The sequence below is a fragment of the Micromonospora sp. NPDC047756 genome (assembly GCF_055587245.1).
On the sequence record NZ_JBVJGQ010000009.1, the window covers coordinates 184,850 to 207,664 of the forward strand.

Below are 22,815 nucleotides of genomic sequence, written 5' to 3' on the forward strand. Positions count from 1 at the left end.
AGTTACCGTTCAGTAAAAGGAGCTGTGGAAAACCACACAGGTCCATGTCGGGGACGTCCGGGCGTCAAGCCCCCGCTGTGGCGCGGACCGCCACACCCCGGACACCCGCCCGCTGCTGCCAGGACGCACACTTGACGGCATGGATGACGAGCTGGCCATCTCCGTCCGAGGGCTGCGCAAGGCGTACGGCGACAACGTCGCCGTGGCGAGCGTGGATCTCGACGTCCACCGTGGCGAGGTGTTCGCGTTGCTCGGCCCGAACGGCGCCGGCAAGACCACGACGGTGGAGATCCTGGAGGGTTACCGGCACCGGGATGCCGGCGAGGTCCGCGTGCTCGGCGCGGACCCGGCCAACTCCGACGCCGACTGGCGTTCCCGGGTCGGCATCGTGCTCCAGGGCACCGGCGAGTTCGACGAGCTGACCGTGGCCGAGGTGATCCGGCACTTCTCCGGCTTCTACCCCGACGCCGACGACCCGGCAAAGGTGATCGAGCGGGTCGGGCTGGCCGACAAGGCGAAAGCCCGCACGCACACCCTCTCCGGCGGGCAGAAGCGCCGCCTGGACGTGGCCCTGGGCATCATCGGTCGCCCCGAGCTGCTCTTCCTCGACGAGCCGACCACCGGTTTCGACCCGGAGGCCCGCCGTGAGTTCTGGGAGCTGATCCGCGATCTCGCCGCGGCCGGCACCACGATCGTGCTCACCACCCACTACCTGGACGAGGCCGAAGCCCTCGCCGACCGGGTCGGCGTGATCGCCGGTGGCCGACTTGTCGAGGTCGCCGCGCCCAACCGGCTGGGCAATCGGCAGGAGGCCCTCGCCACGGTCTCCTGGCGCACCCCGGACGGGACGCTGGAACGTGCGCAAACCGCGACGCCGACGGCCCTCGTGGCCGACCTCGCCGCGCGTCACGGCGGTGAGGTCCCCGGGCTGACGGTGACCCGGCCGACCCTGGAGGACGTCTACCTGAAGATGATCGGACACTCGCGATGACGACCACGACGAAGCCGGCGACGCCGGTCACCGCGACCCGCGGCCGACGGCCGGGTGCCGGCGCGCTCGCCCTGCGCCAGGGCCGACTGGAGATCACCCAGTTCCTGCGCAGCCGGGAGTCGGTGGTCTTCACGATGGGCTTCCCCATCATCATGATCCTGATCTTCGCGTCGATCTTCGACGGCACGATCGGCGGCGGGGTCAAGTTCACCCAGTACTTCATCACCGGCATGATCGCGACCGGCCTGATGACGGTGAGCTTCCAGAACCTGGGCATCTGGATCCCGATCGAGCGGGACCGGGGCGTGCTCAAGCGCTACCGGGGCACGCCGATGCCGAAGTGGGTCTGGTTCGCCGGCAAAGTGATCATGGTGGTGGCGATCGGCATCGCCGAGACGGCGCTGCTGCTGGCCGTCGCGGTGGCGCTGTTCGACCTCGACCTTCCGGGCACCGCCGCGAAGTGGCTCACCTTCGGCTGGGTCTCCGTGCTCGGGGTGACCGCGTGCACCCTGTGCGGCATCGCCATCTCGTCGCTGGCCCGCACCGCCCGCAGCGGCTCGGCGGTGGTCACCCCGGTGGCCCTGGTGCTCCAGTTCATCTCCGGGGTGTTCTTCGTCTTCACCGACCTGCCCACCTGGATGCAGCAGGTGGCAGCGGTGTTCCCGCTCAAGTGGATGTGCCAGGGGTTGCGCTCGGTGTTCCTGCCGGAGAGCTTCGGCGCCCAGGAGCCGGGCGGCTCGTTCGAGCTGGGCCGGGTGGCCGTGGTGCTGGTTCTGTGGTGCGTGATCGGTGTGGTGCTCTGCCTGACCACCTTCCGCTGGACCACCAAGCGCGACGGCTGACCGGCCGACCGGAGCGGGTGCCCGCCCCGGTCGCCACAACTCAGTAGGTGTAGAAGCCCTTGCCGGTCTTGCGGCCCAGGTCGCCGGCGGTGACCATCCGCTGGAGCAGCTCCGGCGGGAAGAACTTCTCGTCGGCGGTGTCGGTGTAGATGTTCTTCGAGGCGTGCAGGAGCACGTCCACGCCGGTCAGGTCGGTGGTGGCCAGCGGGCCCATGGCGTGCCCGAAGCCCAGCCGGCAGGCGGTGTCCAGGTCTTCCGCGGACACCACACCGGACTCGACCAGCTTGACCGCCTCCATCACCAGGGCGGAGATCAGCCGGGTGGTGACGAAGCCGGCGATGTCCCGGTTGACCACGACGACCGTCTTGCCGATCTCCTCGGCGAAGGCCCGCGCGGTGTCCAGCGCGGCGTCGCTGGTCTTGTACCCGCGTACCAGCTCGCAGAGCTGCATCATCGGCACCGGGGAGAAGAAGTGGGTGCCGACCACCGCCTCGGGCCGCTCGGTCACCGCGGCGATCTGGGTGACCGGGATCGCCGAGGTGTTGGTGGCGAGCACCGCGTCCGACTTGCAGATCTTGTCCAGAGCGCGGAACACCTCGTGCTTGATCTCCAACCGCTCGAAGACCGCCTCGACCACGATGTCCGCGTCCGCCGCCGCCTCCAGGTCGGTGGTCGGCGTGATCCGCGCGAGGGTCGCCTCGACCTCGGACGCCTCGATCTTGCCCTTCTCGGCGAACTTCTCCAGTGACTTCCGGATGCCGCCCAGACCCCGGGTGGTGGCCGCCTCGTCCAGGTCGCGCAGCGTCACCTGCCAGCCCGCCTGCGCCGCCACCTGGGCGATGCCGGAACCCATCAACCCGGCCCCGACGACCGCGAGTCGACCCGCCATCTGTTTCTCCCTCGCTGCGATTGAGTGCCTGCCTGCACCCTAGTCGGCGAGACTGAACGATGGCTAAGTGGCGGTCGGGGTCAGATCTCCAGTTCCGGCTCCTCCGGCGTGGTGCCCCGCTCGACCGTCACCCCGAGTGCTCGCAGGTCGGCCACGAAGTCCGGGTAACCCCGGTCGACGTGGTGCACGTGGGAGACCTCGGTGACCCCCTCCGCGCAGAGTCCGGCGATGATCAACCCTGCTCCGGCCCGGATGTCGGTGGCCCGCACCGGGGCACCGGAGAGCCGGTCCCGGCCCCGGACGACCGCGTGATGCCCGTCGGTCTTGATGTCCGCGCCGAGCCGCATCATCTCGTTGGCGAACATGAACCGGCCGTCGAAGATGTTCTCGGTGATCAGGGAGGCGCCGTCGCTGACGGCCGCCAGCCCGATCGCCATCGGCAGCAGGTCGGTGGCGAAACCGGGGTACGGCAGCGTCACCACGTCCACCGCCCGGGGCCGCTCGTCCATCCGTACGCGGAAGCCGTCCCCCCGGGTCTCCACCAGCGCGCCGGCCGCCACCACCTTGTCCAGGGCGACCTCCAGGAAGGCCGGGTCGAGCCCGGTCACCGTCACGTCGCCGCGGGTCATCGCCGCGCCGAACGCCCAGGTGCCGGCGACGATCCGGTCCCCCACCGTGGCGTGGCGCACCGGACGCAGACCGGGCACACCGGTGATGCGCAACGTCGACGTGCCCGCGCCGACGATCCGCGCGCCCATCTGGTTGAGCATGGTGCAGATGTCGACGATCTCCGGCTCCCGCGCCGCGTTGTCGATCATCGTGGTGCCCTGGGCCAGGACCGCCGCCATCACCAGGTTCTCGGTCGCGCCGACGCTGGGGAAATCCAGCACGATGTCCGCGCCCCGCAGCCCGTGTGGGGCGGAGGCGATGACGAACCCGTGCTCACCGGAGATCTCCGCGCCCATCCGGGTCAGCCCGGAGATGTGCATGTCCAACCCCCGCGACCCGATCGCGTCGCCGCCGGGATGCGCCACCCGCACGTACCCCCGGCGGGCCAGCAACGGCCCGAGCACGCAGATCGACGCGCGCAACCGCCGGACCAGGTCGTAGTCGGCCTCCGCGCCCGGCTGCTCGGGTACGTCGATCGTCACCGACCGGGACCGGGCCACCCCGCCCCGGGCGACCATCGGGTCGACCGGGTCGTCCGCGTCGAACTGGACGTCGCAGCCCAGCCGACGCAGCACCTCCCCCATGATCGCGATGTCGGTGATCCGGGGGACGTTGGTGATCACGCTGCGGCCCGGCGCCAGCAGCGCGGCGGCCATCAGCTTCAACGCCGAGTTCTTGGCACCGACCACGTGCACGGTGCCGGACAGCCGGGCGTCACCGTGTACCCGGATGACGTCGACATCGTTGACCGCCGAATCGCCGGCGTCGCCGGGGCCCACCACCACCGGCCAGCCGGCGGTGCTGTCCGGCCGCGCCGGGATCGTCAGGTCGGGAATCCGTAGGCTGTGCGTCATGGCCGTCCACCTCACGCGCATCTACACCAAGGCCGGCGACGCCGGCATGACCAGGCTGAGCAACAACGAGCAGGTGCCGAAGACCGATCCACGGATCGCCGCGTACGCGGATGTCGACGAGTGCAACGCGGCGATCGGCGTCGCGCTCGCGCTGGGAAACCTCGACGAGGAGCTTCGCGGCGTGCTGGGGTCGGTGCAGAACGACCTGTTCGACGTCGGCGCCGACCTGTCCACCCCGGTCGAGCCGGAGCCGAAGTACCCGCCGCTGCGGGTCACCGAGGAGTACGTCGAGCGCCTGGAGGGCTGGTGCGACGAGTACAACGCACGCCTGAGCAAGCTCGACTCCTTCATCCTCCCCGGCGGCACCGCAGGCGCGGCGCTGCTGCACGTGGCGCGGACCGTCGCCCGGCGTGCCGAACGGGCAGCGTGGGCGCTGGTCAGCCACGATCCGGAACGAACCAGCACGCTCCCGGCAAAGTATCTCAACCGGCTCTCCGATCTGCTCTTTATCCTGTCAAGAACGGCAAATCCGGCAGGAGATGTGCTATGGGTGCCGGGCGGCAAGCGCTGAACGTCGGGCGCTCCGCACCACGTCGAGGTCCGAGTTCCCACTCTGCCCGCCACCACGCGTAGCCAGGGCCGACTCGTCGACGAAGGCCCACCAACGCCTTGATCAACTCTGGTTCCTTGATGTCGGGGCATCCCCGCCACCCGGACACCCCGACATCAAGAAAACCGAGTCGATCAAGCAGGCTGCCTAGCCGCGACGGCGCGACCGGGTGCCACCCGACCGCCGAGAAGGCGGAACTCAGCTGCACCGGTGACGGCAGGTGATCACAAACCGCGCCGGACCGACGCGCAGCGGCAGCGACAGGGTTTCCGGGGGAGCCCGACCGGCGCAGGGATCAAGCCTGACCGCCCGGAGCCGGGCGGGCTCCCCCGGAAACCCAGAAGAGCAACCACAGAAGAGCCGATCAGGCAGCCGGCCAGTCCTGGGAGGCCATACGCGGCGAGACCGCCCCCGGAGGAGCGGCCTCGAGCCAGGAGAGAAAACCGGTCACTGTCGATCGCGCCATGGCGATCTCCACCGGTGCGTGGTGACTGGTACAGCGGAGGATCACCCAGTCGGCCGGCATGGAGAACCGTTCCTGACCTTCGGGCAACCGGCGGCGCTCCACGGCCAGCCCCTTGCGGGAGAGCACCCGCTTGGGGCGAATCGCGAAGCTGAACATCCGGTACCAGCGGAGCTCGTCACCGGCGAACCGGCCGAAGCCGGGCGACCAGCCACGGCCGTCGAGCATGGTGGAGACCCGGACGCTGAGCCGAATGATGCCGCCGCTGCGGGTGACCACAGCTCGCCGGACGAAGAGGATCAGAAGCGCGCCGAGGATGACGACAACGCCGATTCCGAATCCTTCGACGATCTCCATCCCCGGTGTGGCTCAGCGGCTCTGCGCGGAGACCGGGGTTGCGCTCTCGGCCAGCACGGTGACACCTTGGGCGCTCACCGAGAGGAAGCCGCCGGCCACCTCGTAGGCGACCTGCTCGCCGCCGGCGAGCTTGATGCGTACCTGCCCGGGCTCGGCGAGCTGGCCGAGCAGCGGCGCGTGCCCCGGCAGGACACCGAGCTCGCCTTCGGTCGTCCGGGCGACGACCATCTCGGCGTCACCGGACCAGACCTTCTCCTCGACGGCGACGAGCTCGACGTGAAGCTGCTGTGCCACGCTGTCTCCTTGCTGCGGCTACGGATTGCCGAAAGTCTAGCCTGACGATGCGGCGCGCCCAACGCGGGTGGGGACAACGCCGACCTGACTACTTGGTCTTGTTGACGAATTCCGGGTGCTCCAGCAGGAACGGGTCGAGTTGCTCGTTGTGCAGGGCGGTGAAGAAGTCCGGCACACCGTCCTGGAACTGCTCGCCCAGGTACTTCTTACCCTCGAAGACTCCACCACCGGGCAACTTGATCATCTCAATGGTGTTCGGGCGGATGTCCTTCAGCGCGAGCCCGAAGTCGACAACGCTGTTGCCCCGACCGTTGAAGATCAACGACTGGCCGGCGGCGCGGAGCACCTTGTCCAGCTTGATCGGGTTGGACACCACGTCGGCGCTGAACGCCTGGCCGACCATGGCCTTGACGAACTGTTGCTGGTGGCGCTGGCGACCGTAGTCGGAATCCGGAACACCGTTCTTCGGGTAGCGCTGCCGGACGTAGTCCAGCGCCTGCCACCCACTGAGGTGCCGGTTGCCCTTCTTGTAGATCGCCTGCGGGCCGACGTAGCCCTCACCACGGGTGTTGCCCGGCCGCGGCTTGCCGTCCGGCTGCTTGTGCTCGGACTTCACGTCGCGCTCGATGTACATGTCGACGCCGCCCATGGCGTCGACGATCTTCTGGAAACCGGTGAAGTTGATGATCGCGCCGGCGTCGAAGCGCTTGATGCCGGTGACGTTCTGCACGGTGCTGGCCAGCAACTCGAAGCCCCGCGCCGCGTCGGGGTTGGCCCCCGGCACCCTGCTGCCGAACGACATCGCGGCGTTGATCTTCGTGGTCTCGCCCGGGAACTCGGCCTTCTTGAACGCCGGAATCCGCACGTAGAGGTCACGAGGCAGCGAGAACAGGTAGGCCCGGTCCATCGAGGCCGGCACGTGCAGCACCATGATCGAGTCGGCCAGCGGCGCGGCCGTCGCCGTACGCGGGTCGATGCCGACGAGCAGGATGTTGAGCGGACCCTTGATGTCGCTCTTCTTCGCCTGGGCGCCCGCCGCCTGGTCGCCGAAGAGGTCGGCCTTGCCGACGGACCCCTCGTAGCGGGCCATCAACACCTCGGTGCTGACCAGCACGGCGCCGCTGAGCACGGTCAGCACGGTGCCGAACACCGTGCAGAGCCTGGCCCACCGCGGCACACCTCGCCAGAGGGACGGCTTGCGGCCACTCTTGCCGGCCTTACCCACGAGCAGCTCCGTTCGTTACGCCCACGCCGAGAAAGACGGGCGCACGTCGTCGAAAGGTTGCACAGATCAACGCTCGTTCAGGTGAGCGCGGAACGAACCGTAGCTCGGGAGCCGCGAGAGTGACTACCACGAGTAATGGACCGCGACGATGGTAAGGCGCGAACATGAACAAAAGACTGCCCCGGCATTGCCGGGGCAGTCTTTTTGCTACGGGAATCGATGGGGGCTGGTCAGCCCTTCATCAGCTCCTCAGCCTTCTTCTCCAGGTCATCGAGACCGCCGCACATGAAGAACGCCTGCTCGGGGAAGTGATCGTACTCACCCTCGCTGATCTTGCGGAAGGCCTCGATGGTCTCCTTGATCGGGACCGTCGAGCCCGGCACGCCGGTGAACTGCTCCGCCGCGTAGGTGTTCTGCGAGAGGAAGCGCTCGATCCGCCGGGCCCGGGCCACGGTGATCTTGTCTTCCTCGGAGAGCTCCTCGATGCCGAGGATGGCGATGATGTCCTGCAGGTCCTTGTAGCGCTGCAGGATCCGCTTCACCTCGGTGGCGACCTGGAAGTGCTCGGCGCCGACGAACTCCGGGGCGAGGATCCGGGACGAGGACGCCAGCGGGTCCACCGCCGGGTAGATGCCCTTGTCGGAGATCGACCGCTCCAGGTTGGTGGTCGCGTCCAGGTGGGCGAACGTGGTGGCCGGAGCGGGGTCGGTGTAGTCGTCCGCCGGCACGTAGATCGCCTGCATGGAGGTGATGGCCTGGCCCCGGACGGAGGTGATCCGCTCCTGGAGCTCGCCCATCTCGTCCGCCAGGGTCGGCTGGTAACCCACGGCGCTCGGCATACGCCCGAGCAGGGTGGAGACCTCCGAGCCGGCCTGGGTGAAGCGGAAGATGTTGTCGATGAAGAGCAGCACCTCCTGCTTCTTCACGTCGCGGAAGTACTCCGCCATGGTCAGCGCGGAGAGCGCCACCCGCAGCCGGGTGCCCGGCGGCTCGTCCATCTGGCCGTAGACCAGCGCGGTCTTGTCGATGACGCCGGACTCGGTCATTTCGGCGATGAGGTCGTTGCCCTCACGGGTGCGCTCACCCACGCCGGCGAAGACCGAGGTACCACCGAAGTTACGGGCAACACGGGTGATCATCTCCTGGATGAGCACCGTCTTGCCCACGCCCGCGCCGCCGAACAGGCCGATCTTGCCGCCCTTGACGTACGGGGCGAGCAGGTCGATGACCTTGATGCCGGTCTCCAGCATCTCGGTCTTCGGCTCCAGGTCCGCGAAGGCCGGGGCCTTGCGGTGGATACCCCAGTGGTCGTCCGGGTTGAGGGTCTCGCCCTCCTTGAGGTTGAGCACCTCGCCGATCGCGTTGAACACGTGGCCCTTGACCGCGTCGCCCACCGGAACGGTGATCGGCGAACCGGAGTCACGAACCTCCGCGCCGCGAACCAGACCGTCGGTCGGCTGCATCGAGATGGCGCGGACCAGGTTGTCACCCAGGTGCTGGGCGACCTCCAGGGTCAGCGTCTTCTCACCGCCGGACAGGCTCACGGTGACGTTCAGGGCGTTGAACAGGGCCGGCATGGCGTCGCGCGGGAACTCGGCGTCGACGACCGGGCCGATGACCCGGACCACGCGACCCGTGGCCGTCTTGGTCTCTACTGGTGCAGTCATCACACTTCACTTCCCGACGCGGCAAGCGCGTTGGCGCCGCCGACGATCTCGCTGATCTCCTGGGTGATCCCGGCCTGACGGGCCGAGTTCATCTCACGCGTGTACTTCTCGATCATCTCTTCGGCGTTGTCGGTGGCGCTCTTCATCGCCCGCCGCCGTGCCGCCGACTCACTCGCCGCCGACTCGAGCAACGCCGCGTAGATCCGCGTGTTGATGTACCTCGGCAGGAGCGCGTCGAGCAGCGCCTCCGCCTCGGGCTCGAACTCGTACGCCGGCAGCAGCCCTTCGGAGCGCGGCCGGACCTCGACCTGCATCGGGCCGATGATCTTCGTGACCGGGTTCTGCGTCATCAGCGAGTGGAACTCGGTGTAGACGATGTGCAACTCGTCGACGCCGAGCACCCCGTCCGCGCCAGCACCACCGTCGACGTCGTCCGCACCGGCGGTGAACGCCTTGATCAGCGTCTCACCCACGGTACGGGCGTCCTCGAACGACGGCTGCTCGCTGAACCCGGTCCAGTTCGCCTCGATCGGCCGGTCGCGGAACCGGTAGAACCCGACGCCCTTACGCCCGATGACGTAGAGCACCGGCTCCTTGCCGTCCGCCTTGAGCCGCGCGATCAGCGACTCGGCCATCCTGATCGCGTTGGAGCTGTAACCGCCGGCCAGGCCACGGTCGCTGGTGACCAACAGGACGCCCGCCCGCCGCACCCGCTCGCGCGGGGTGAGCAGCGGGTGGTCGATCCGCGCGTTGGACGCCAGCGCCGTGAGCACACCGGTGATGGCCTGGGCGTACGGCAGGGACGCCTGCACCCGGGCCTGGGCCTTGGCGATCCGGCTCGTCGCCACGAGCTCCATCGCCTTGGTGATCTTCTTCATCGACTTCGCCGAGCGGATTCGTTGACGAAGAACGCGAACCTGGGCCGCCATGGGATCAGCTCTCGGCCGGGCGGTCGGTCGCGCTGTCGCGGAAGCGGGTCACCGTCTCGCGGTTCTCGTCGCCCTCGAGCGGAGCGGCCGGCGCGTCGTTGACCTTGCGCTCGTCCTCCTTGTTGAGGAAGACCTGCTTGAACTCCGCGATCGCGGTGTCCAGGGAGCCGGTGATGTCGTCGTTCCACTGGTTGTCGGCGATCGACGCGAGGACACCCTCGTGCTTGTGCCGCAGGTACTGGAGGAACTCCGACTCGAAGCGCCGCACCTCGCCGACCGGGATGTCGTCGAGCTTGCCCTCGACACCGGACCAGACCGAGACGACCTCTTCCTGCACCGGGTACGGCGAGTAGTTCGACTGCTTGAGCAGCTCCACCAGACGCGAACCACGGTTCAGCTGGTTCTGCGAGGCCTTGTCCAGGTCCGAGGCGAAGGCGGCGAACGCCTCCAGCTCGCGGTACTGGGCCAGGTTGAGCCGCAGCGAACCAGAGACCTTCTTCATCGGCTTCACCTGCGCGGCGCCACCGACCCGGGAGACCGAGGTGCCGACGTTGATCGCCGGACGAACGCCCTGGTTGAACAGGTCGGTCTCCAGGAAGATCTGGCCGTCGGTGATCGAGATGACGTTGGTCGGGATGAAGGCCGAGATGTCGTTGGCCTTCGTCTCGATGATCGGCAGGCCGGTCATCGAGCCGCCACCCAGCTCGTCGGAGAGCTTCGCGCAGCGCTCCAGCAGGCGGGAGTGCAGGTAGAAGACGTCACCCGGGTACGCCTCACGGCCCGGCGGGCGACGCAGCAGCAGCGACACGGCCCGGTACGCCTCGGCCTGCTTGCTCAGGTCGTCGAAGACGATCAGAACGTGCTTGCCGCCGTACATCCAGTGCTGCCCGATGGACGAGCCGGTGTACGGGGCGAGGTACTTGAAGCCGGCCGGGTCGGAGGCCGGCGACGCGACGATGGTGGTGTATTCCAACGCGCCCGCCTCCTCCAGCTGCCCCTTGATCGAGGCGATGGTGGAGGCCTTCTGGCCGATGGCGACGTAGATGCAGCGGACCTGCTTCTTCGGGTCGCCGGTGCGCCAGTTGTCCCGCTGGTTGAGGATGGCGTCCAGCGCGACGGTGGTCTTGCCGGTCTTGCGGTCACCGATGATCAGCTGCCGCTGGCCCCGACCGATCGGCGTCATGGCGTCGATGGCCTTGATGCCGGTCTGCAGCGGCTCGAACACCGACTGCCGGGCCATCACGTTCGGAGCCTGCAGCTCCAGCTCGCGGTAGCCCTCCTCGGCGATGTCGCCGAGGCCGTCGATCGGCTGGCCGAGGGCGTTGACCACGCGGCCGAGGAAGGCGTCGCCGACCGGGACCGAGAGGACCCGGTCGGTGCGCTTGACCCGCTGGCCCTCCTCGAGCTTGGCGGAGTCACCGAGGACGACGACGCCGATCTCCCGCACGTCGAGGTTCAACGCCACGCCGAGCGTGCCGTCCTCGAACTCCAGGAGCTCGTTGGTCTTGGTCGAGGGCAGGCCCTCGACGTGGGCGATGCCGTCGCCGGTGTCGGCGACGGTGCCGACCTCCTCGCGGGAGACGTCGGACGAGTAGGAGGAGACGTAGCGCTCCAGGGCGCCGCGGATCTCCTCCGTCGAGATGGTCAGCTCGGCCATCCTCTGCTTCCTTAAAATTCAGGGGCCCGGGATACCTAGTACCAACCGGTCCGAATGGCGTCTGTCAATCCGGGCGCTGCGGCGGCGGAGCCGCCCCAACGGTGAGGCGGCGGAACCACCGCATTGCGGGCGGCGAAGCCGTTCAGCGCTTCGCGAGCGCGTTGCGGGTCTCGTTGAGGCGGCGCAGGATGGTGCCGTCGTACAGGTCGGAACCGACCCGGACGCTCACGCCACCGAGAACGGCGGGGTCGACCGTCTGCTTGACGGAGACCTCTCGACCGTATATCGCGGTGAGGCTCGCACCCAGCCGACGCTCGTCCTCGTCACTCAACGGGGCCGCGACCGTCACGTACGCCACCTGCCGGTCACGCCGGTCGGCGGCCAGCTCGACCAGCCGGGTGAGCGCCCCGCTGAAGGAGCGTCCCCCGAACCCGCCGAGCGCCGCCTCGACGAGGCGGACGGTGACCGGGCGGGCCTTGTCGGCGAGCAGCTCGCGGGCCAGGGTGGCCCGCTGCTCGACCGGGGCGACCGGGTCGGCGAGCGCGTTGCTCAGCGCCGACTGCCCCGAGACGACCTGGCCGAAGCGGAACAGCTCGTCCTCGACCTCGCCCAACTCGCCAGCGGAGTCAGCGCTGGCCAGCAGCGCCTCCACGCCGAGGCGCTCGGTGCCGTCGAGCAGCTCCGACGGTGCCGACCACCGGCCGGCGACCAGCGACACGAGCAGGTCGAGCGCGTCCGCGCCGATCCGCCCGCCCAGCATGTCGCCGAGCAGCGCTCCGCGATCCTCGCCGGAGCGGGCCGGCTCGGAGAGCGCCCGGCGCAGCCGCGGCTCCCGCCGCAGCAGGGTCGCCACGGAGAGGATGGCGTCGGCGGTGGAGGCCACCGCCGACGGCTCCGCGCCGCGGACGTACGCGTCGAGGCGCTCGGCCGCGACCTTGTACGACTCCCGGCTGGCGGCCTGCATCAGCGGGCCCCCGTGCTCTCGAGACCGCTCAGGAACCGGTCGACGGTGCCCTTACGCCGTGCCTCGTCGGCCAGCGACTCGCCAACGATCTTGCTGGCCAGGTCCACCGCGATGGTGCCGACCTCCGCGCGCAGCTCGCGCACGATGGTGGCCCGCTCGGCGGCGAGCGCGTCCTTGCCCGCCTGAATGACCCGGTCGGACTCTTCCCGCGCCTTGGCGAGGATGTCCTGGCGGATGCCCTCGGCGTCGGCCCGCGCGTCGTCACGGATCTTGGCGGCGTCGGTCCGAGCCTCAGCGAGCTGGGCACGGTACTGCTCGAGCAGCTGGTTCGCCTCGGCCTGGGCGGCCTCGGCGCGCTTGATGCCGCCCTCGATCGCGTCGACCCGAGCCTGGAACGTCTGCTCCATGCGCGGGAAGACGAACTTCATCAGCACGAAGCAGAGCACGGCGAAGGCGACCGTGCCGACCACGATCTCCTGCCAGATCGGAATGATCGGGTTGTGGTCTGACTCACCACCCTCGGCGGCGAGGAGGAACAACATGGGTGACCTCCCGGTCGGAAGGGGCGGAATCAGCCGGCCCAGATGAAGCCGAAGGCGATGCCGAACAGCGCGAGCGCCTCGATGACGGCGAAGCCGATCCAGACGTACGGCAGGGTCATGCGCGACGACTCGGGCTGCCGGGCGGTCGACTGGATGTAGGCGGCGAAGACCAGGCCAACGCCGATGCCCGGGCCGATGGCCGCGAGGCCGTAGCCGATGGCGGCGGTGCTGCCCTCTACCGCGGCGACGTAATCCATTAGTGGTTCCTCCTGGTTATCACGCGTGACTCTCACGCGGGACGACAACGGTTGGTGCGTGGATCAGTGCTCTTCGGCGAGCGCGCCCTGGATGTAGCTGGCGCTCAGCACGGTGAAGACGTATGCCTGCAGGACGATGACCAGCGCCTCGAGGAGGGTCAGCGCCACTGTCATCACCCAGGAGACCACCGAGATCGGAGCCAGCCAGGCGTTGGCGTTGAGCATCGCGAAGCCGCCGAGCGTGAAGACCAGCAGGAGCATGTGGCCGGCGAACATGTTCGCGAAGAGACGGACGGCCAGCGAGAACGGCCGGATGATGAAGGTCGAGAACGCCTCGATCGGGATCAGCAGCGGCAGGATGTACCACGGTGCCGGCGGGATCAGGGCGTGCTTGAAGTATTTGCCGAAGCCGTGGTGCCGGATGCCGATGTAGTTGAACAGCACGTAGCTGATCACCGCGAGGATCGCCGGGAAGGCGATGTGCGAGTTCGGCGAGATCTGGAAGAACGGAATGATCGCGAACGAGTTCGTCAACAGCACGAAGCAGAACAGCGTCGTGAAGTACGGAGCGAACCGCACGCCCTGGTGACCGATCATGTCGACCGAGATGTTGTTGCGCACGAAGCCGTAGATCGACTCGGCGAACCACTGCTTCTTGGTCGGCACCAACTGGGGGTTCCGATAGGTCGCCAGGAAGAAGATGATCAGAACGCCGACCGCGATCCAGATCATCAACGTGAACTTGGTGAACCACGGGGCGTTCTCCGCGCCCCAGGGCACGATCGCGGGCAGGTAGAAGTCGTCCACGCTGGGTGGGAATGCCGCCTGGCCCGCTGCCAGAACGTTCGCCTGTCCGAACACCGTGTCCCTTCCTAAGTAGGCGTGCCGAGCCGACGGACGACGAGGATGATCCCCCCGGTCACGCCGAGCACGACGCCGATGCCGGTGGCGACGCCACCTGTATCGAGCCACTGGTCGACCAGCCAGCCGATGAAACCCCACACGAGCATTCCTCCGATGAGGTAGCTGAGCGCGGTCCAACCCTGACCGGCCCCGGACGGATAATCGTCCGGTTCACCGGCGGGACGGGGGGTTTGGTCACCAGCCATGACGGGGCGAACGATATCAGCCGGGAAGACGAGGCTGTGCCTCACCCCCCGCACAACCGTCGTTGTGTGGGCTTCTCGTGGGCGCCGTCGTCTGTGGGCACGCTACTCCCCTTCCGCCCGTCGGAAAATGACCGGAGGCCGACACATTGCGGCGCGTCCGCTGGTTGGGACGACCGCCGGGTCAGCCGTGCGGCCGGCGAGCGTGCACCGCGGTCAGCCACCAGAGGTGCACCGCTGTCCACACTGCCACCCCGGCGACGATGCCGAGGCAGAGAGGGATCAAACCGGGCCAACCAGTCGACCCCACCGCCACCAGCACCGCACCCAACAGGCTGAACTTCAACACGTACAGGCCCACCCCGAGCGGCAGCACCAACTGCGGGTTGACCTGATCGGCCCGCGCCAGCACCACAGTGGTGAGGGTGTAGCTGAGCACCGTGACGCCCACTCCGGCCGCCGCGCCGACCGCGGCCGTCACACCCCCGAGCACCCCGCCCACCACCGCGGCGACCACGGCGAGCGCCGCCGACGCGGCCAGCAACACCGGCAGGTGCCGCAGCCGCCACCGTCGGTCGGTGCCCGGCTCGACCACCCCGGGCTCAGCCACGGGGGTACGCCGGAAACGCCGCGACCAGCTCGGCCACCTCGGCACCGAGCCGGGTCAACTCGTCGACCCCGCCCGCTGCGCCGGGATCGGTGCGCACCGCACGGGCGATCAGGGTCGCCACCTGGCGCAGCTCCCCCTCGCGCATCCCCTGCGTGGTGACGCTCGGTGTGCCCACCCGGATGCCGGAGGCCACCATCGGCGGCTGTGGGTCGTACGGGATGGCGTTCTTGTTCAGGGTGATCGACGCGGCGTCGCAGCGCCGCTCGGCCTCGGTGCCGGTCACCCCCAGCTCCCGCAGGTCGATCAGGGCGAGGTGGGTGTCGGTGCCACCGGACACCGGGCGCATCCCCTCGTCGGCCAGCCCGGCGGCGAGCGCCTGGGCGTTGCTGACCACCTGCCGGGCGTACGTCTGGAACTCCGGCTGGGCGGCCTCGCGCAACGCGACCGCCTTGGCCGCGACCGCGTGCATCAGCGGGCCGCCCTGGGTGAACGGGAAGACCGCCTTGTCGATCCGCTGGGCCAGCGACTCGCGGCACAGGATCATGCCGCCGCGCGGCCCGCGCAGCACCTTGTGGGTGGTGGCGCAGACGACATCGGCGTACGGCACCGGGGACGGGATCGCCCGACCGGCGACCAGGCCGATGAAGTGCGCGGCGTCCACCATCAGGTACGCGCCGACCTCGTCGGCGATCTCCCGGAAGCGCGCGAAGTCGATCAGGCGCGGGTACGCGGTGGCCCCACAGATGATCAGCTTGGGTCGGTGCGCCCGCGCCAGGTCCCGTACCTCGTCGTAGTCGATCAGCTCGGTGTCCGGCCGCACCGGGTAGCCGACCGGGTGGAACCACTTGCCGGAGAAGTTCACCCGGCTGCCGTGGGTGAGGTGCCCGCCGTGCGGCAGGTCCATCGCCAGCACCGTGTCCCCCGGCTGCACCAACGCGGCGTACGCGGCCAGGTTGGCGCTCGCCCCGGAGTGCGGCTGGAGGTTTGCGTGCTCCGCCCCGAAGAGCTCCTTGGCCCGGGCGATGCCGATCTCCTCGGCCCGGTCCACCTCGGCGCAGCCGCCGTAGTAGCGCCGGCCCGGGTAACCCTCGGCGTACTTGTTCGTCAGCGTCGAACCGAGCGCGGCCAGCACCGCCGGCGAGGTCAGGTTCTCGCTGGCGATGAGCTGCAGGCCGCCGCGCAACCGGTCCAACTCGCCGAGGACCACCTCGGCGATCTCCGGGTCGGTGGCCCTGAGCTGCGCGAAATCCGGCCCCCAGAAGGTGCTCGTGTCGGTCTCCACAGCGAACGAGTCTAGGGCCTGTTGCACAAGGGCGGCCGAGCCGAGGCGGAGTCCGGGCGGCGATCCGGCAAGGCGCGGTCACGTCCGGCTACCGGTGTTGTATCCGGACGTGACCGCAACGCCGCCGGGCGGCGTCCGGGCCCGCCGCAGGCCGGCCAGTTCTTGTGCAACAGGCACTCGGGGGCCGCACACTGGAACCCGTGAGATGCCTCGTCACCGGCGCTACCGGCTACATCGGCGGGCGGCTGACGCCGCTGCTGCTCGCCGACGGGCACACGGTGCGCTGCCTCGCCCGCAAGGCGGTACGGCTGCGCGACGTGCCCTGGGCCGCGGCGGCCGAGATCGTCGAAGGAGACCTGAGTCGTCCGGAGACGCTGCCCGCCGCGTTCGCCGACGTGGACGTCGCGTACTTCCTGGTGCACTCATTGGGCCGGTCCGACTTCGAGGCGGCCGACCGGACGGCGGCGACCAACTTCGCGGCCGCGGCGCGCGCGGCCGGCGTACGGCGGATCGTCTACCTGGGCGGCCCCGAGCCGGCGTCCGACGCGGAGGTGCCCTCCCCACACCTGAGGTCCCGTGCCGAGGTCGGCCGGATCCTGCTGGACAGCGGGGTGCCCACCGCGGTGCTCCGCGCCGCGGTGATCATCGGGTCCGGCTCGGCGTCGTTCGAGATGCTGCGCTACCTGACCGAGCGGCTGCCCGCCATGATCACCCCACGCTGGGTCCGCAACCGGATCCAACCGATAGCGGTCCGCGACGTGCTGCACTACCTGGCCCGCTGCGCCGAACTGCCGACCGAGGTCAACCGGGGCTTCGACGTCGGCGGTCCGGACGTGCTGACCTTCCGCGAGATGATGCAGCGTTACGCCCGGGTGGCCGGGCTGCGCCGGCGGATCATCGTGCCGGTCCGCCCGCTCACCCCGTCCCTCTCCTCGCACTGGGTCGGGCTGATCACCCCGGTGCCGAACAAGATTGCCCGCCCCCTGGTGGAGAGCCTCATCCACGAGGCGGTCGCCCACGAACACGACATCGCCCGCTACGTCCCGGACCCACCCGGCGGGCTGACCGGCTTCGACGAGGCGGTGGCGCTGGCGCTGGCCAAGGTGCGCGACGCCCAGGTGGAGACCCGCTGGTCCACCGCGAGCGGCCCGGACGCGCCCGCCGAACCACTGCCCACCGACCCGGTGTGGTCCGGTGGCACCGCCTACACCGACGTACGGGAACGAGCGGTCGACGCACCACCCACCGCGCTCTGGCGGGTCGTCGAGGGCGTCGGCGGCGAACACGGCTGGTACTCGTTCCCCCTCGCCTGGTCGGTTCGCGGCTGGCTGGACCGGCTGGTCGGCGGGGTCGGGCTGCGCCGGGGTCGACGCGACCCGCACCGCCTCCAGGTCGGCGAGGCGCTGGACTTCTGGCGGGTCGAGGAGATCGTCCCGGGCGAGTTGCTACGACTGCGCGCCGAAATGCGGCTACCCGGTCGGGCCTGGTTGGAGATGCGGGTCCTACCGGCCGACGACGGCCGCAGCCGCTACCAGCAACGCGCCGTCTTCCTGCCGCGCGGCCTGCCGGGGCACGCCTACTGGAAGTCGGTGGCCCCGTTCCACGCGGTGGTCTTCGGCGGAATGGCCCGCAACATAGCCCGCAACGCCGAACAACCCCGCTAACCACCGCCTCTCCGCACCCGCCCCGCCTCTCCGGCACCCGCCCCGCATCTCCGCACCCGCCGCGCTCCCACCCGCTCTACTCCCGCGATCTTGCACTTTGTGTAGTCGATTTGAGAGCTTGGGCATCCTTTGTCGCGACAGAAACTGCAAGATCGCGGGAGTGAGGCGGGCGCAGGCCGGGGCATGGGACAGGGCGCGTCTCGCGCTACCCGCGTCGCGCGTCACCGCGTCGATCATGGAGTTGTGGTGCCCCATAAAAAGGGCTTTTGTGGATTCAACGCCCACCACAAGTCCATGATCGACCGGATCGGGGTGGGGCGGGGCCGGGGCGGGGCCGGCGCAGGGGTGGGGTGGGGCCGGCGCGGCGCGGGGCGGGGCCGGCGCGGGGTGGGGCCGGCGCAGGGCTGGAGCGGGGTGGGGCCGGCGCAGGGCTGGAGCGGGGTGGGGCCGGCGCAGGGCTGGAGCGGGGTGGGGACTGGGTGGGGTTAGTTGCCGGCTTGGGGTTGGGTTTGGAAGGCGGTGCGTTCGCTCGGTGGGACGAAGTCACGGACCGGCTGGTCGCGCAGGGCGGAGGCGAGCACCTCGCCGACCGCGTTCACCATCTGGGCCTGCACCGCCTGACCGACCGCGTCCCGGGGGTCGTCCGGGTTCGCGGCCATCGAGGCGACCACGAGTTGCGGTGTGAACGCCACCACCGTCTCCGTCTCGTACCGCTCGGAACTGCCGGTCTTGCCCGCCACCGGGCGGCCGAGCTTCGCCCGCAACCCGGGTGCGGTGGCGCCGTCGCAGCGCCCGTACATCGACTGGTCGCCGACCGGGCAGCGGGCCGCGTCGGCGGCCGCCCGTGCCACGTCGGCGTCGAGCACCTGTCGGCAGTCCGGCTTGGCGGCGTCGACGGGTCGGCCGCCCGAGTCGGTGATCGAGACCACCGGCAGCGGCGCGCACCAGGTCCCCTCGGCCGCCACTGTGGCGTACGCGCCGGCCAGGTCCAACGGGGTGGTCGCGGCCACCCCCAGGGTGAAGGGGCCCCAGTCCTTCGCGCCATAGCGGGCCAGCTTGGCGTCGGACTCGGCCCGCAGCACGATGCCGAGCCGCTCGGCCATCTCCACCACCCGGTCGGCGCCGACCTTTTCGGTGAGCCAGGCGAAGTACGTGTTCACCGAGCGGCCGAACGCGCTCCACATGGTGCGGGGGCCGTCCATCGACGACGGGCTGGCGTTCGCCGGGCACCACCGTCCGTCGCAGCTCGCTGCCCCGGTCACCGGGAAGCGGGTGAGCAACTGGGTCGGCGCCACGAAGTCGGTCGACAGCGGCAGGCCGGACTCCAGCGCGGCGAGCAGGGTGAAGAGCTTGAACGTCGAACCGCCCTGGTACCCCTCGATCGCACCGCCGCCGGCGACCAACTGGTTGACGGTGTTCGGGCGGTTCTTCTGCCCGACCGGGTTGTCCGCCACGCTGTAGGCGCGGTTCACCGACATCGCCAGCACCCGCCCGGTGCCCGGTTGCACCACCGCGGTGGGCACCGCCTCGGCCCTGGTCGGCGCGTAGATCTTCAGCACCTGCTCGGTGGTGGCCCGCTGCACCCCCGGGTCCAGCGACGACACGATGGAGAAGCCGCCCCGGCGCAGCGCGCGCTGCCGTTCGTCGGCGGTCGCCCCGAACGCGGACTGGCTGCTCCACCAGCGGGTGAACCAGTCGCAGAAGAAGCCCCAGTCGCTGTGCGCGTCGGGCACACCCGTGCAGTCGTTCGGGGTCTCGCTGGGCCGCAGTTGCAGCGGTTCGGCGCGGGCCGCCGCCGCCGCGTCCGCCGCCACCTGACCTGACTCCACCAGCCGCTCCAACACGTACGACCGGCGGGCCACCGCGCTGTCGGCGTCGCCGTTGATCGGGTCGTCGCTGTCCGGCGAGCGCACCAGACCGGCGAGCAGTGCCGCCTGGGCCAGGGTCAGCTCGGCCGGGGATCGGGAGAAGTAGCGTTTGCTGGCGGCCGCGATGCCGTACGCCCCGGCGCCGAAGTAGGCGATGTTGAGGTAACGGGTGAGGATCTCGTCCTTGTCGAGTTCCCGCTCCAACGCCAGCGCGTACCGCATCTCCTGGAGCTTGCGGACGGTGGTGAGTTCGGTGGCGGCGTCCCGCTGCGCCTCGGTCAGCCGAGGGTCGTTGCTGAGCACGTTGCGGACGTACTGCATGGTCAGCGTGGAGGCGCCCTGCCGGGTCCGGCCGTCGCGCTTGTTGACGGTGAACGCGCGCACGACGCCCCGCAGGTCGACCCCGCTGTGCTGGTAGAACCGGACGTCCTCGGCGGCCACGATCGCCCGGCGCATGACCGGAGCCACCTCGTGCAGCGGTACGTCCACCCGGTCCTCCTGGTAGAAGGAGGTGATCAAGGTGGTGCCGTCGTTGGCGTACAGGTTGGAGCGCTGCGCGGTGGGCGGTGTCCGGAGGGTGTTCGGCAGCTCCGAGTACGGCGTCGACAGGGCGCTGAAGCCGACCCCGAAGACCAGGGCCGCGGGCAGTGCGGCGGCGGCCAGCACCAACCCGGCCAGCACTCCAGCGATCACCACGGTCAGCAGTTTGTCGAGTTGGGCCCGGATCATCAGCTCTCCCCGCAGGAGCCGGTCACGCTAGGACCCGTTCAGAATGACCCGGAACGCCCCTTTGGCCCTGGGTTTTCCCCAAACCCGGAGGAAACTCGCACCACGCTCAGGGCAGCAGCGCGCCGGCCAGCGGGTGGACCGTCTCCTCGATCTCGTCGGCGACCCGGCTGAAGCACTGGTCGCCACGACCCCACGGGTCATCCAGATCATCGGTGGTCAGCGCCGAGGCGCCGAGCCGCGCGTCGTGCGCCGCCGCCACCAGGGCCGTCCCTCGGGCGTACACCGCTTCCGGAGTGGCGTCACCCGGCGGCAGCGCGGCGGCGTCCACGGCGGCCAGCAGCCGGCCGAACTCGCCCAGGACGAACGTGCGGGCCGCCGCGTCCGGACGAAGCGCCACCACGTACTCCTGCTGGTCGGCGGTGGCGGTCAAGACCAGGTCGGCGGCGTCGATGTGGTCCGAGCGCAGCTTGCGCGCGGCGAACCCCGCCACGTCCCCACCGCGGCCGGTGACCTGCCGCGCCGCCGGCGGGTTCATCTCCTCGCCCGCGTGCCAGCCACCCGTGCCGGCACTGTGGCTGTGCACCAGCTCCTCGGCCTGGGCCGGGTCCTGCGAACGCCGGGTCAGCCGGTCCCGCACTGCCAGGGCCAGCAGCCGCTCCGCCATCGGCGAACGGCAGATGTTGCCCATGCAGACGTGCAGAACGGTGAACGGGGGCACTCAGACCGCCCGACCGTCGACGAGATCCGGAACCACGTCGCGCAGTTTCTCCAACGGGATCGCCCCGGCCCGCAGGAGCTGCGGCACCTCACCGGTCAGATCGACGATCGTGCTGGGCACCGGATCCGGGCAGGGGCCGGCCTCCAGGTAGGCCCGCACCGAGTAGCTGAGCTGGTCACGTGCCTCGTCGGCGGTGACCGCGGCCGGCTGGCCGGTCTTGTTGGCCGACGAGACCGCCATCGGGCCGGTCTCGCGCAGCACCTCCAACGCCACCGGGTGCAGCGGCATCCGCACCGCCACCGTGCCGGTCTTGTCGCCCAGGTCCCACTGCAGACTCGGCGAGTGCTCGACCACGATCGTCAGGGCACCCGGCCAGAACGCCTCCACGAGGTCCCGAGCGGCCGTGGGCAGCGAGAAGACCAACCCGTCCAGGGTGTGCCGCGAGCCGATCAGCACCGGCGGCGGCATCTGCCGACCCCGACCCTTGGCGTCGAGCAGCGCCTTCACCGCGTACGGGGTGAACGCGTCCGCGCCGATCCCATACACGGTGTCCGTCGGGAGAACGACCAGCTCGCCGTTCTTGACCGCCTCGATCGCCGCGGCGATGCCGCGGTCCCGATCGGCGGGCGATCGGCAGTCGTAGAGCATCACGAGGAGTCAGTCTGCCACGCCGCCCCGATCGGGGCGTGCTGGCCGTCCGCCCGTCGGGACGCGGTCGCGTAGCGGGGACGCCCGGTGAGGTCCGGATGCTCCGCGACAGCGGTGAAGCCGCCGTCCCGGGCGAGCAGTTCGGGCACCGCCGCGCCGTGGGTGTCGTCGTGCTCGACGCCGAACGCACCCCCCGGGCGCAACAGCACCGCCGCCCGGGCGACGACCGGCCGGATCACCACCAGGCCGTCCGCGCCGCCGAAGACCGCCTCCGCCGGGTCGTGCCCGGCCACCTCCGGTGGGACCACCACGTCGTCCGGCACGTACGGCGGGTTGCAGAGCAGCACATCCACCCGGCCCACCAGCTCGGCCAACAGGTCCGGCGCTGTCACATCGGCCTCGACCACCTCGATCGGCCGGTCCCCCGCCGCGGCGCGCTCCGCCGCGTTGCGGCGCAGCCACACCAGCGCCTCCGCGGACCGCTCCACGGCGATCACCCGTGCAGCCGGCAGCTCCTGAGCGACCGCGAGGGCGATCGCGCCCGAGCCGCTGCACAGGTCCACCACCACCGGGTCGGGCCGCCCCTGGGCCTGCTCGACGCCCCAGCCGGCCAACAGCTCGGTCTCCGGCCGGGGAACGAAGACACCCGGACCGACCGACAGCTCCAGGTGCCGGAACCCGGCCCGCCCGGTCAGGTGCTGCAACGGCTCACGCTCGGCGCGGCGGCGCGTCAACTCGTCGAGCCGCGCCACCTGGTCGTCGCTCAGGCCGTCGGCGAGGGCCAACCGGCCCCGAGAAACCCCGAGCACGTACGCCGCCAGCACCTCGGCCTCCACCCGGGCGGGGCCGACCCCGGCGGCGGCGAGGGCGCGGGCCGCTCGGGCCACCGCGGCGGACGGCCGGATGGGGCCTGTCCCTTCGGGGGGGTGTTGCGGCAAAGTACTCACGACATAATCATGAAGCGTCGCGGGCGACGTGAC

At 70.1% G+C, this 22,815-nt stretch carries 23 protein-coding genes; 4 read left to right on the forward strand and 19 right to left on the reverse strand.

Annotation, left to right across the window (positions count from 1 at the left end; all coding sequences use genetic code 11):
* Positions 1-139: 139 nt before the first annotated feature.
* Together ACZ6NZ_RS28500 and ACZ6NZ_RS28505 are read left to right on the forward strand one after the other, a co-directional pair.
* Positions 140-991: an ABC transporter ATP-binding protein gene (locus ACZ6NZ_RS28500; RefSeq protein WP_465861021.1), complete on the forward strand. Its 852-nt coding sequence runs from the start codon at positions 140-142 to the stop codon at positions 989-991.
* The gene (locus ACZ6NZ_RS28505) at positions 988-1,833 is read left to right on the forward strand and encodes an ABC transporter permease (RefSeq protein WP_465861022.1); all 846 of its coding nucleotides are present in this window, start codon (positions 988-990) and stop codon (positions 1,831-1,833) included. The genes ACZ6NZ_RS28500 and ACZ6NZ_RS28505 overlap by 4 nt, the downstream gene beginning before the upstream one ends.
* Positions 1,834-1,873: 40 nt before the next feature.
* On the opposite strand, the gene ACZ6NZ_RS28510 is transcribed toward ACZ6NZ_RS28505, so the two are convergent.
* A complete protein-coding gene (locus tag ACZ6NZ_RS28510) occupies positions 1,874-2,722 on the reverse strand; it encodes a 3-hydroxyacyl-CoA dehydrogenase family protein (RefSeq protein ID WP_355008054.1) in 849 nt (282 codons plus the stop codon).
* Between the two features lie 80 nt (positions 2,723-2,802).
* Entirely contained in the window at positions 2,803-4,245 is a 1,443-nt protein-coding gene (gene murA, locus ACZ6NZ_RS28515) for a UDP-N-acetylglucosamine 1-carboxyvinyltransferase (RefSeq protein ID WP_465861023.1), read from the reverse strand.
* Between murA and ACZ6NZ_RS28520 the strand changes: the two genes are divergently transcribed.
* Complete coding sequence (locus ACZ6NZ_RS28520; protein WP_091405871.1) at positions 4,244-4,816, forward strand: cob(I)yrinic acid a,c-diamide adenosyltransferase; 573 nt, start codon at positions 4,244-4,246, stop codon at positions 4,814-4,816. The genes murA and ACZ6NZ_RS28520 overlap by 2 nt on opposite strands.
* A 403-nt stretch (positions 4,817-5,219) precedes the next feature.
* On the opposite strand, the gene ACZ6NZ_RS28525 is transcribed toward ACZ6NZ_RS28520, so the two are convergent.
* From ACZ6NZ_RS28525 to ACZ6NZ_RS28585, 13 genes are all read right to left on the reverse strand, one after another.
* Positions 5,220-5,675, reverse strand: coding sequence for a DUF2550 domain-containing protein (locus ACZ6NZ_RS28525; RefSeq protein WP_366608054.1), 456 nt, complete (start codon positions 5,673-5,675; stop codon positions 5,220-5,222).
* Between the two features lie 12 nt (positions 5,676-5,687).
* Entirely contained in the window at positions 5,688-5,969 is a 282-nt protein-coding gene (locus tag ACZ6NZ_RS28530; RefSeq protein WP_366608053.1) for a F0F1 ATP synthase subunit epsilon, read from the reverse strand.
* Positions 5,970-6,057: 88 nt separating this feature from the next.
* Entirely contained in the window at positions 6,058-7,200 is a 1,143-nt protein-coding gene (locus ACZ6NZ_RS28535; RefSeq protein WP_366608141.1) for an LCP family protein, read from the reverse strand.
* Between the two features lie 224 nt (positions 7,201-7,424).
* Positions 7,425-8,861: a F0F1 ATP synthase subunit beta gene (gene atpD, locus ACZ6NZ_RS28540; RefSeq protein WP_366608052.1), complete on the reverse strand. Its 1,437-nt coding sequence runs from the start codon at positions 8,859-8,861 to the stop codon at positions 7,425-7,427.
* Positions 8,861-9,790, reverse strand: coding sequence for a F0F1 ATP synthase subunit gamma (locus tag ACZ6NZ_RS28545; protein WP_465861024.1), 930 nt, complete (start codon positions 9,788-9,790; stop codon positions 8,861-8,863). Before ACZ6NZ_RS28545 ends, atpD begins: the two co-directional genes overlap by 1 nt.
* A 4-nt stretch (positions 9,791-9,794) precedes the next feature.
* Positions 9,795-11,447 (reverse strand): F0F1 ATP synthase subunit alpha, encoded by a 1,653-nt coding sequence (atpA, locus tag ACZ6NZ_RS28550; protein ID WP_465861025.1) that lies wholly within the window; start codon positions 11,445-11,447, stop codon positions 9,795-9,797.
* Between the two features lie 142 nt (positions 11,448-11,589).
* Positions 11,590-12,411 (reverse strand): F0F1 ATP synthase subunit delta, encoded by an 822-nt coding sequence (locus ACZ6NZ_RS28555; protein WP_366608050.1) that lies wholly within the window; start codon positions 12,409-12,411, stop codon positions 11,590-11,592.
* The gene (locus ACZ6NZ_RS28560) at positions 12,411-12,950 is read right to left on the reverse strand and encodes a F0F1 ATP synthase subunit B (RefSeq protein WP_112584053.1); all 540 of its coding nucleotides are present in this window, start codon (positions 12,948-12,950) and stop codon (positions 12,411-12,413) included. Before ACZ6NZ_RS28560 ends, ACZ6NZ_RS28555 begins: the two co-directional genes overlap by 1 nt.
* A gap of 32 nt (positions 12,951-12,982) precedes the next feature.
* Positions 12,983-13,210 (reverse strand): ATP synthase F0 subunit C, encoded by a 228-nt coding sequence (locus ACZ6NZ_RS28565; protein WP_074314047.1) that lies wholly within the window; start codon positions 13,208-13,210, stop codon positions 12,983-12,985.
* Between the two features lie 63 nt (positions 13,211-13,273).
* Entirely contained in the window at positions 13,274-14,071 is a 798-nt protein-coding gene (gene atpB / locus ACZ6NZ_RS28570; protein ID WP_124857598.1) for a F0F1 ATP synthase subunit A, read from the reverse strand.
* Between the two features lie 11 nt (positions 14,072-14,082).
* Positions 14,083-14,319, reverse strand: coding sequence for an AtpZ/AtpI family protein (locus tag ACZ6NZ_RS28575; protein ID WP_091405894.1), 237 nt, complete (start codon positions 14,317-14,319; stop codon positions 14,083-14,085).
* A gap of 181 nt (positions 14,320-14,500) precedes the next feature.
* Positions 14,501-14,926 carry a hypothetical protein gene (locus ACZ6NZ_RS28580; protein WP_465861026.1) on the reverse strand — a complete coding sequence of 142 codons (426 nt, stop codon included), beginning with the start codon at positions 14,924-14,926 and terminating at the stop codon, positions 14,501-14,503.
* Positions 14,919-16,208 carry a serine hydroxymethyltransferase gene (locus ACZ6NZ_RS28585; RefSeq protein WP_366608048.1) on the reverse strand — a complete coding sequence of 430 codons (1,290 nt, stop codon included), beginning with the start codon at positions 16,206-16,208 and terminating at the stop codon, positions 14,919-14,921. Before ACZ6NZ_RS28585 ends, ACZ6NZ_RS28580 begins: the two co-directional genes overlap by 8 nt.
* 200 nt (positions 16,209-16,408) lie before the next feature.
* Here ACZ6NZ_RS28585 and ACZ6NZ_RS28590 point away from each other — a divergent pair, with 200 nt between their 5' ends.
* Positions 16,409-17,872 carry an SDR family oxidoreductase gene (locus ACZ6NZ_RS28590; RefSeq protein ID WP_465861027.1) on the forward strand — a complete coding sequence of 488 codons (1,464 nt, stop codon included), beginning with the start codon at positions 16,409-16,411 and terminating at the stop codon, positions 17,870-17,872.
* A gap of 485 nt (positions 17,873-18,357) precedes the next feature.
* Here ACZ6NZ_RS28590 and ACZ6NZ_RS28595 read toward each other — a convergent pair whose 3' ends face one another.
* From ACZ6NZ_RS28595 to prmC, 4 genes are all read right to left on the reverse strand, one after another.
* Positions 18,358-20,469 (reverse strand): transglycosylase domain-containing protein, encoded by a 2,112-nt coding sequence (locus ACZ6NZ_RS28595; protein WP_465861028.1) that lies wholly within the window; start codon positions 20,467-20,469, stop codon positions 18,358-18,360.
* A 106-nt stretch (positions 20,470-20,575) separates the two neighbouring features.
* A complete protein-coding gene (locus tag ACZ6NZ_RS28600; RefSeq protein WP_465861029.1) occupies positions 20,576-21,187 on the reverse strand; it encodes an arsenate reductase/protein-tyrosine-phosphatase family protein in 612 nt (203 codons plus the stop codon).
* The gene (locus tag ACZ6NZ_RS28605) at positions 21,188-21,835 is read right to left on the reverse strand and encodes an L-threonylcarbamoyladenylate synthase (protein WP_091406475.1); all 648 of its coding nucleotides are present in this window, start codon (positions 21,833-21,835) and stop codon (positions 21,188-21,190) included.
* Positions 21,835-22,782 carry a peptide chain release factor N(5)-glutamine methyltransferase gene (gene prmC / locus ACZ6NZ_RS28610; RefSeq protein WP_465861030.1) on the reverse strand — a complete coding sequence of 316 codons (948 nt, stop codon included), beginning with the start codon at positions 22,780-22,782 and terminating at the stop codon, positions 21,835-21,837. The genes ACZ6NZ_RS28605 and prmC overlap by 1 nt, the downstream gene beginning before the upstream one ends.
* Positions 22,783-22,815 lie beyond the last annotated feature (33 nt).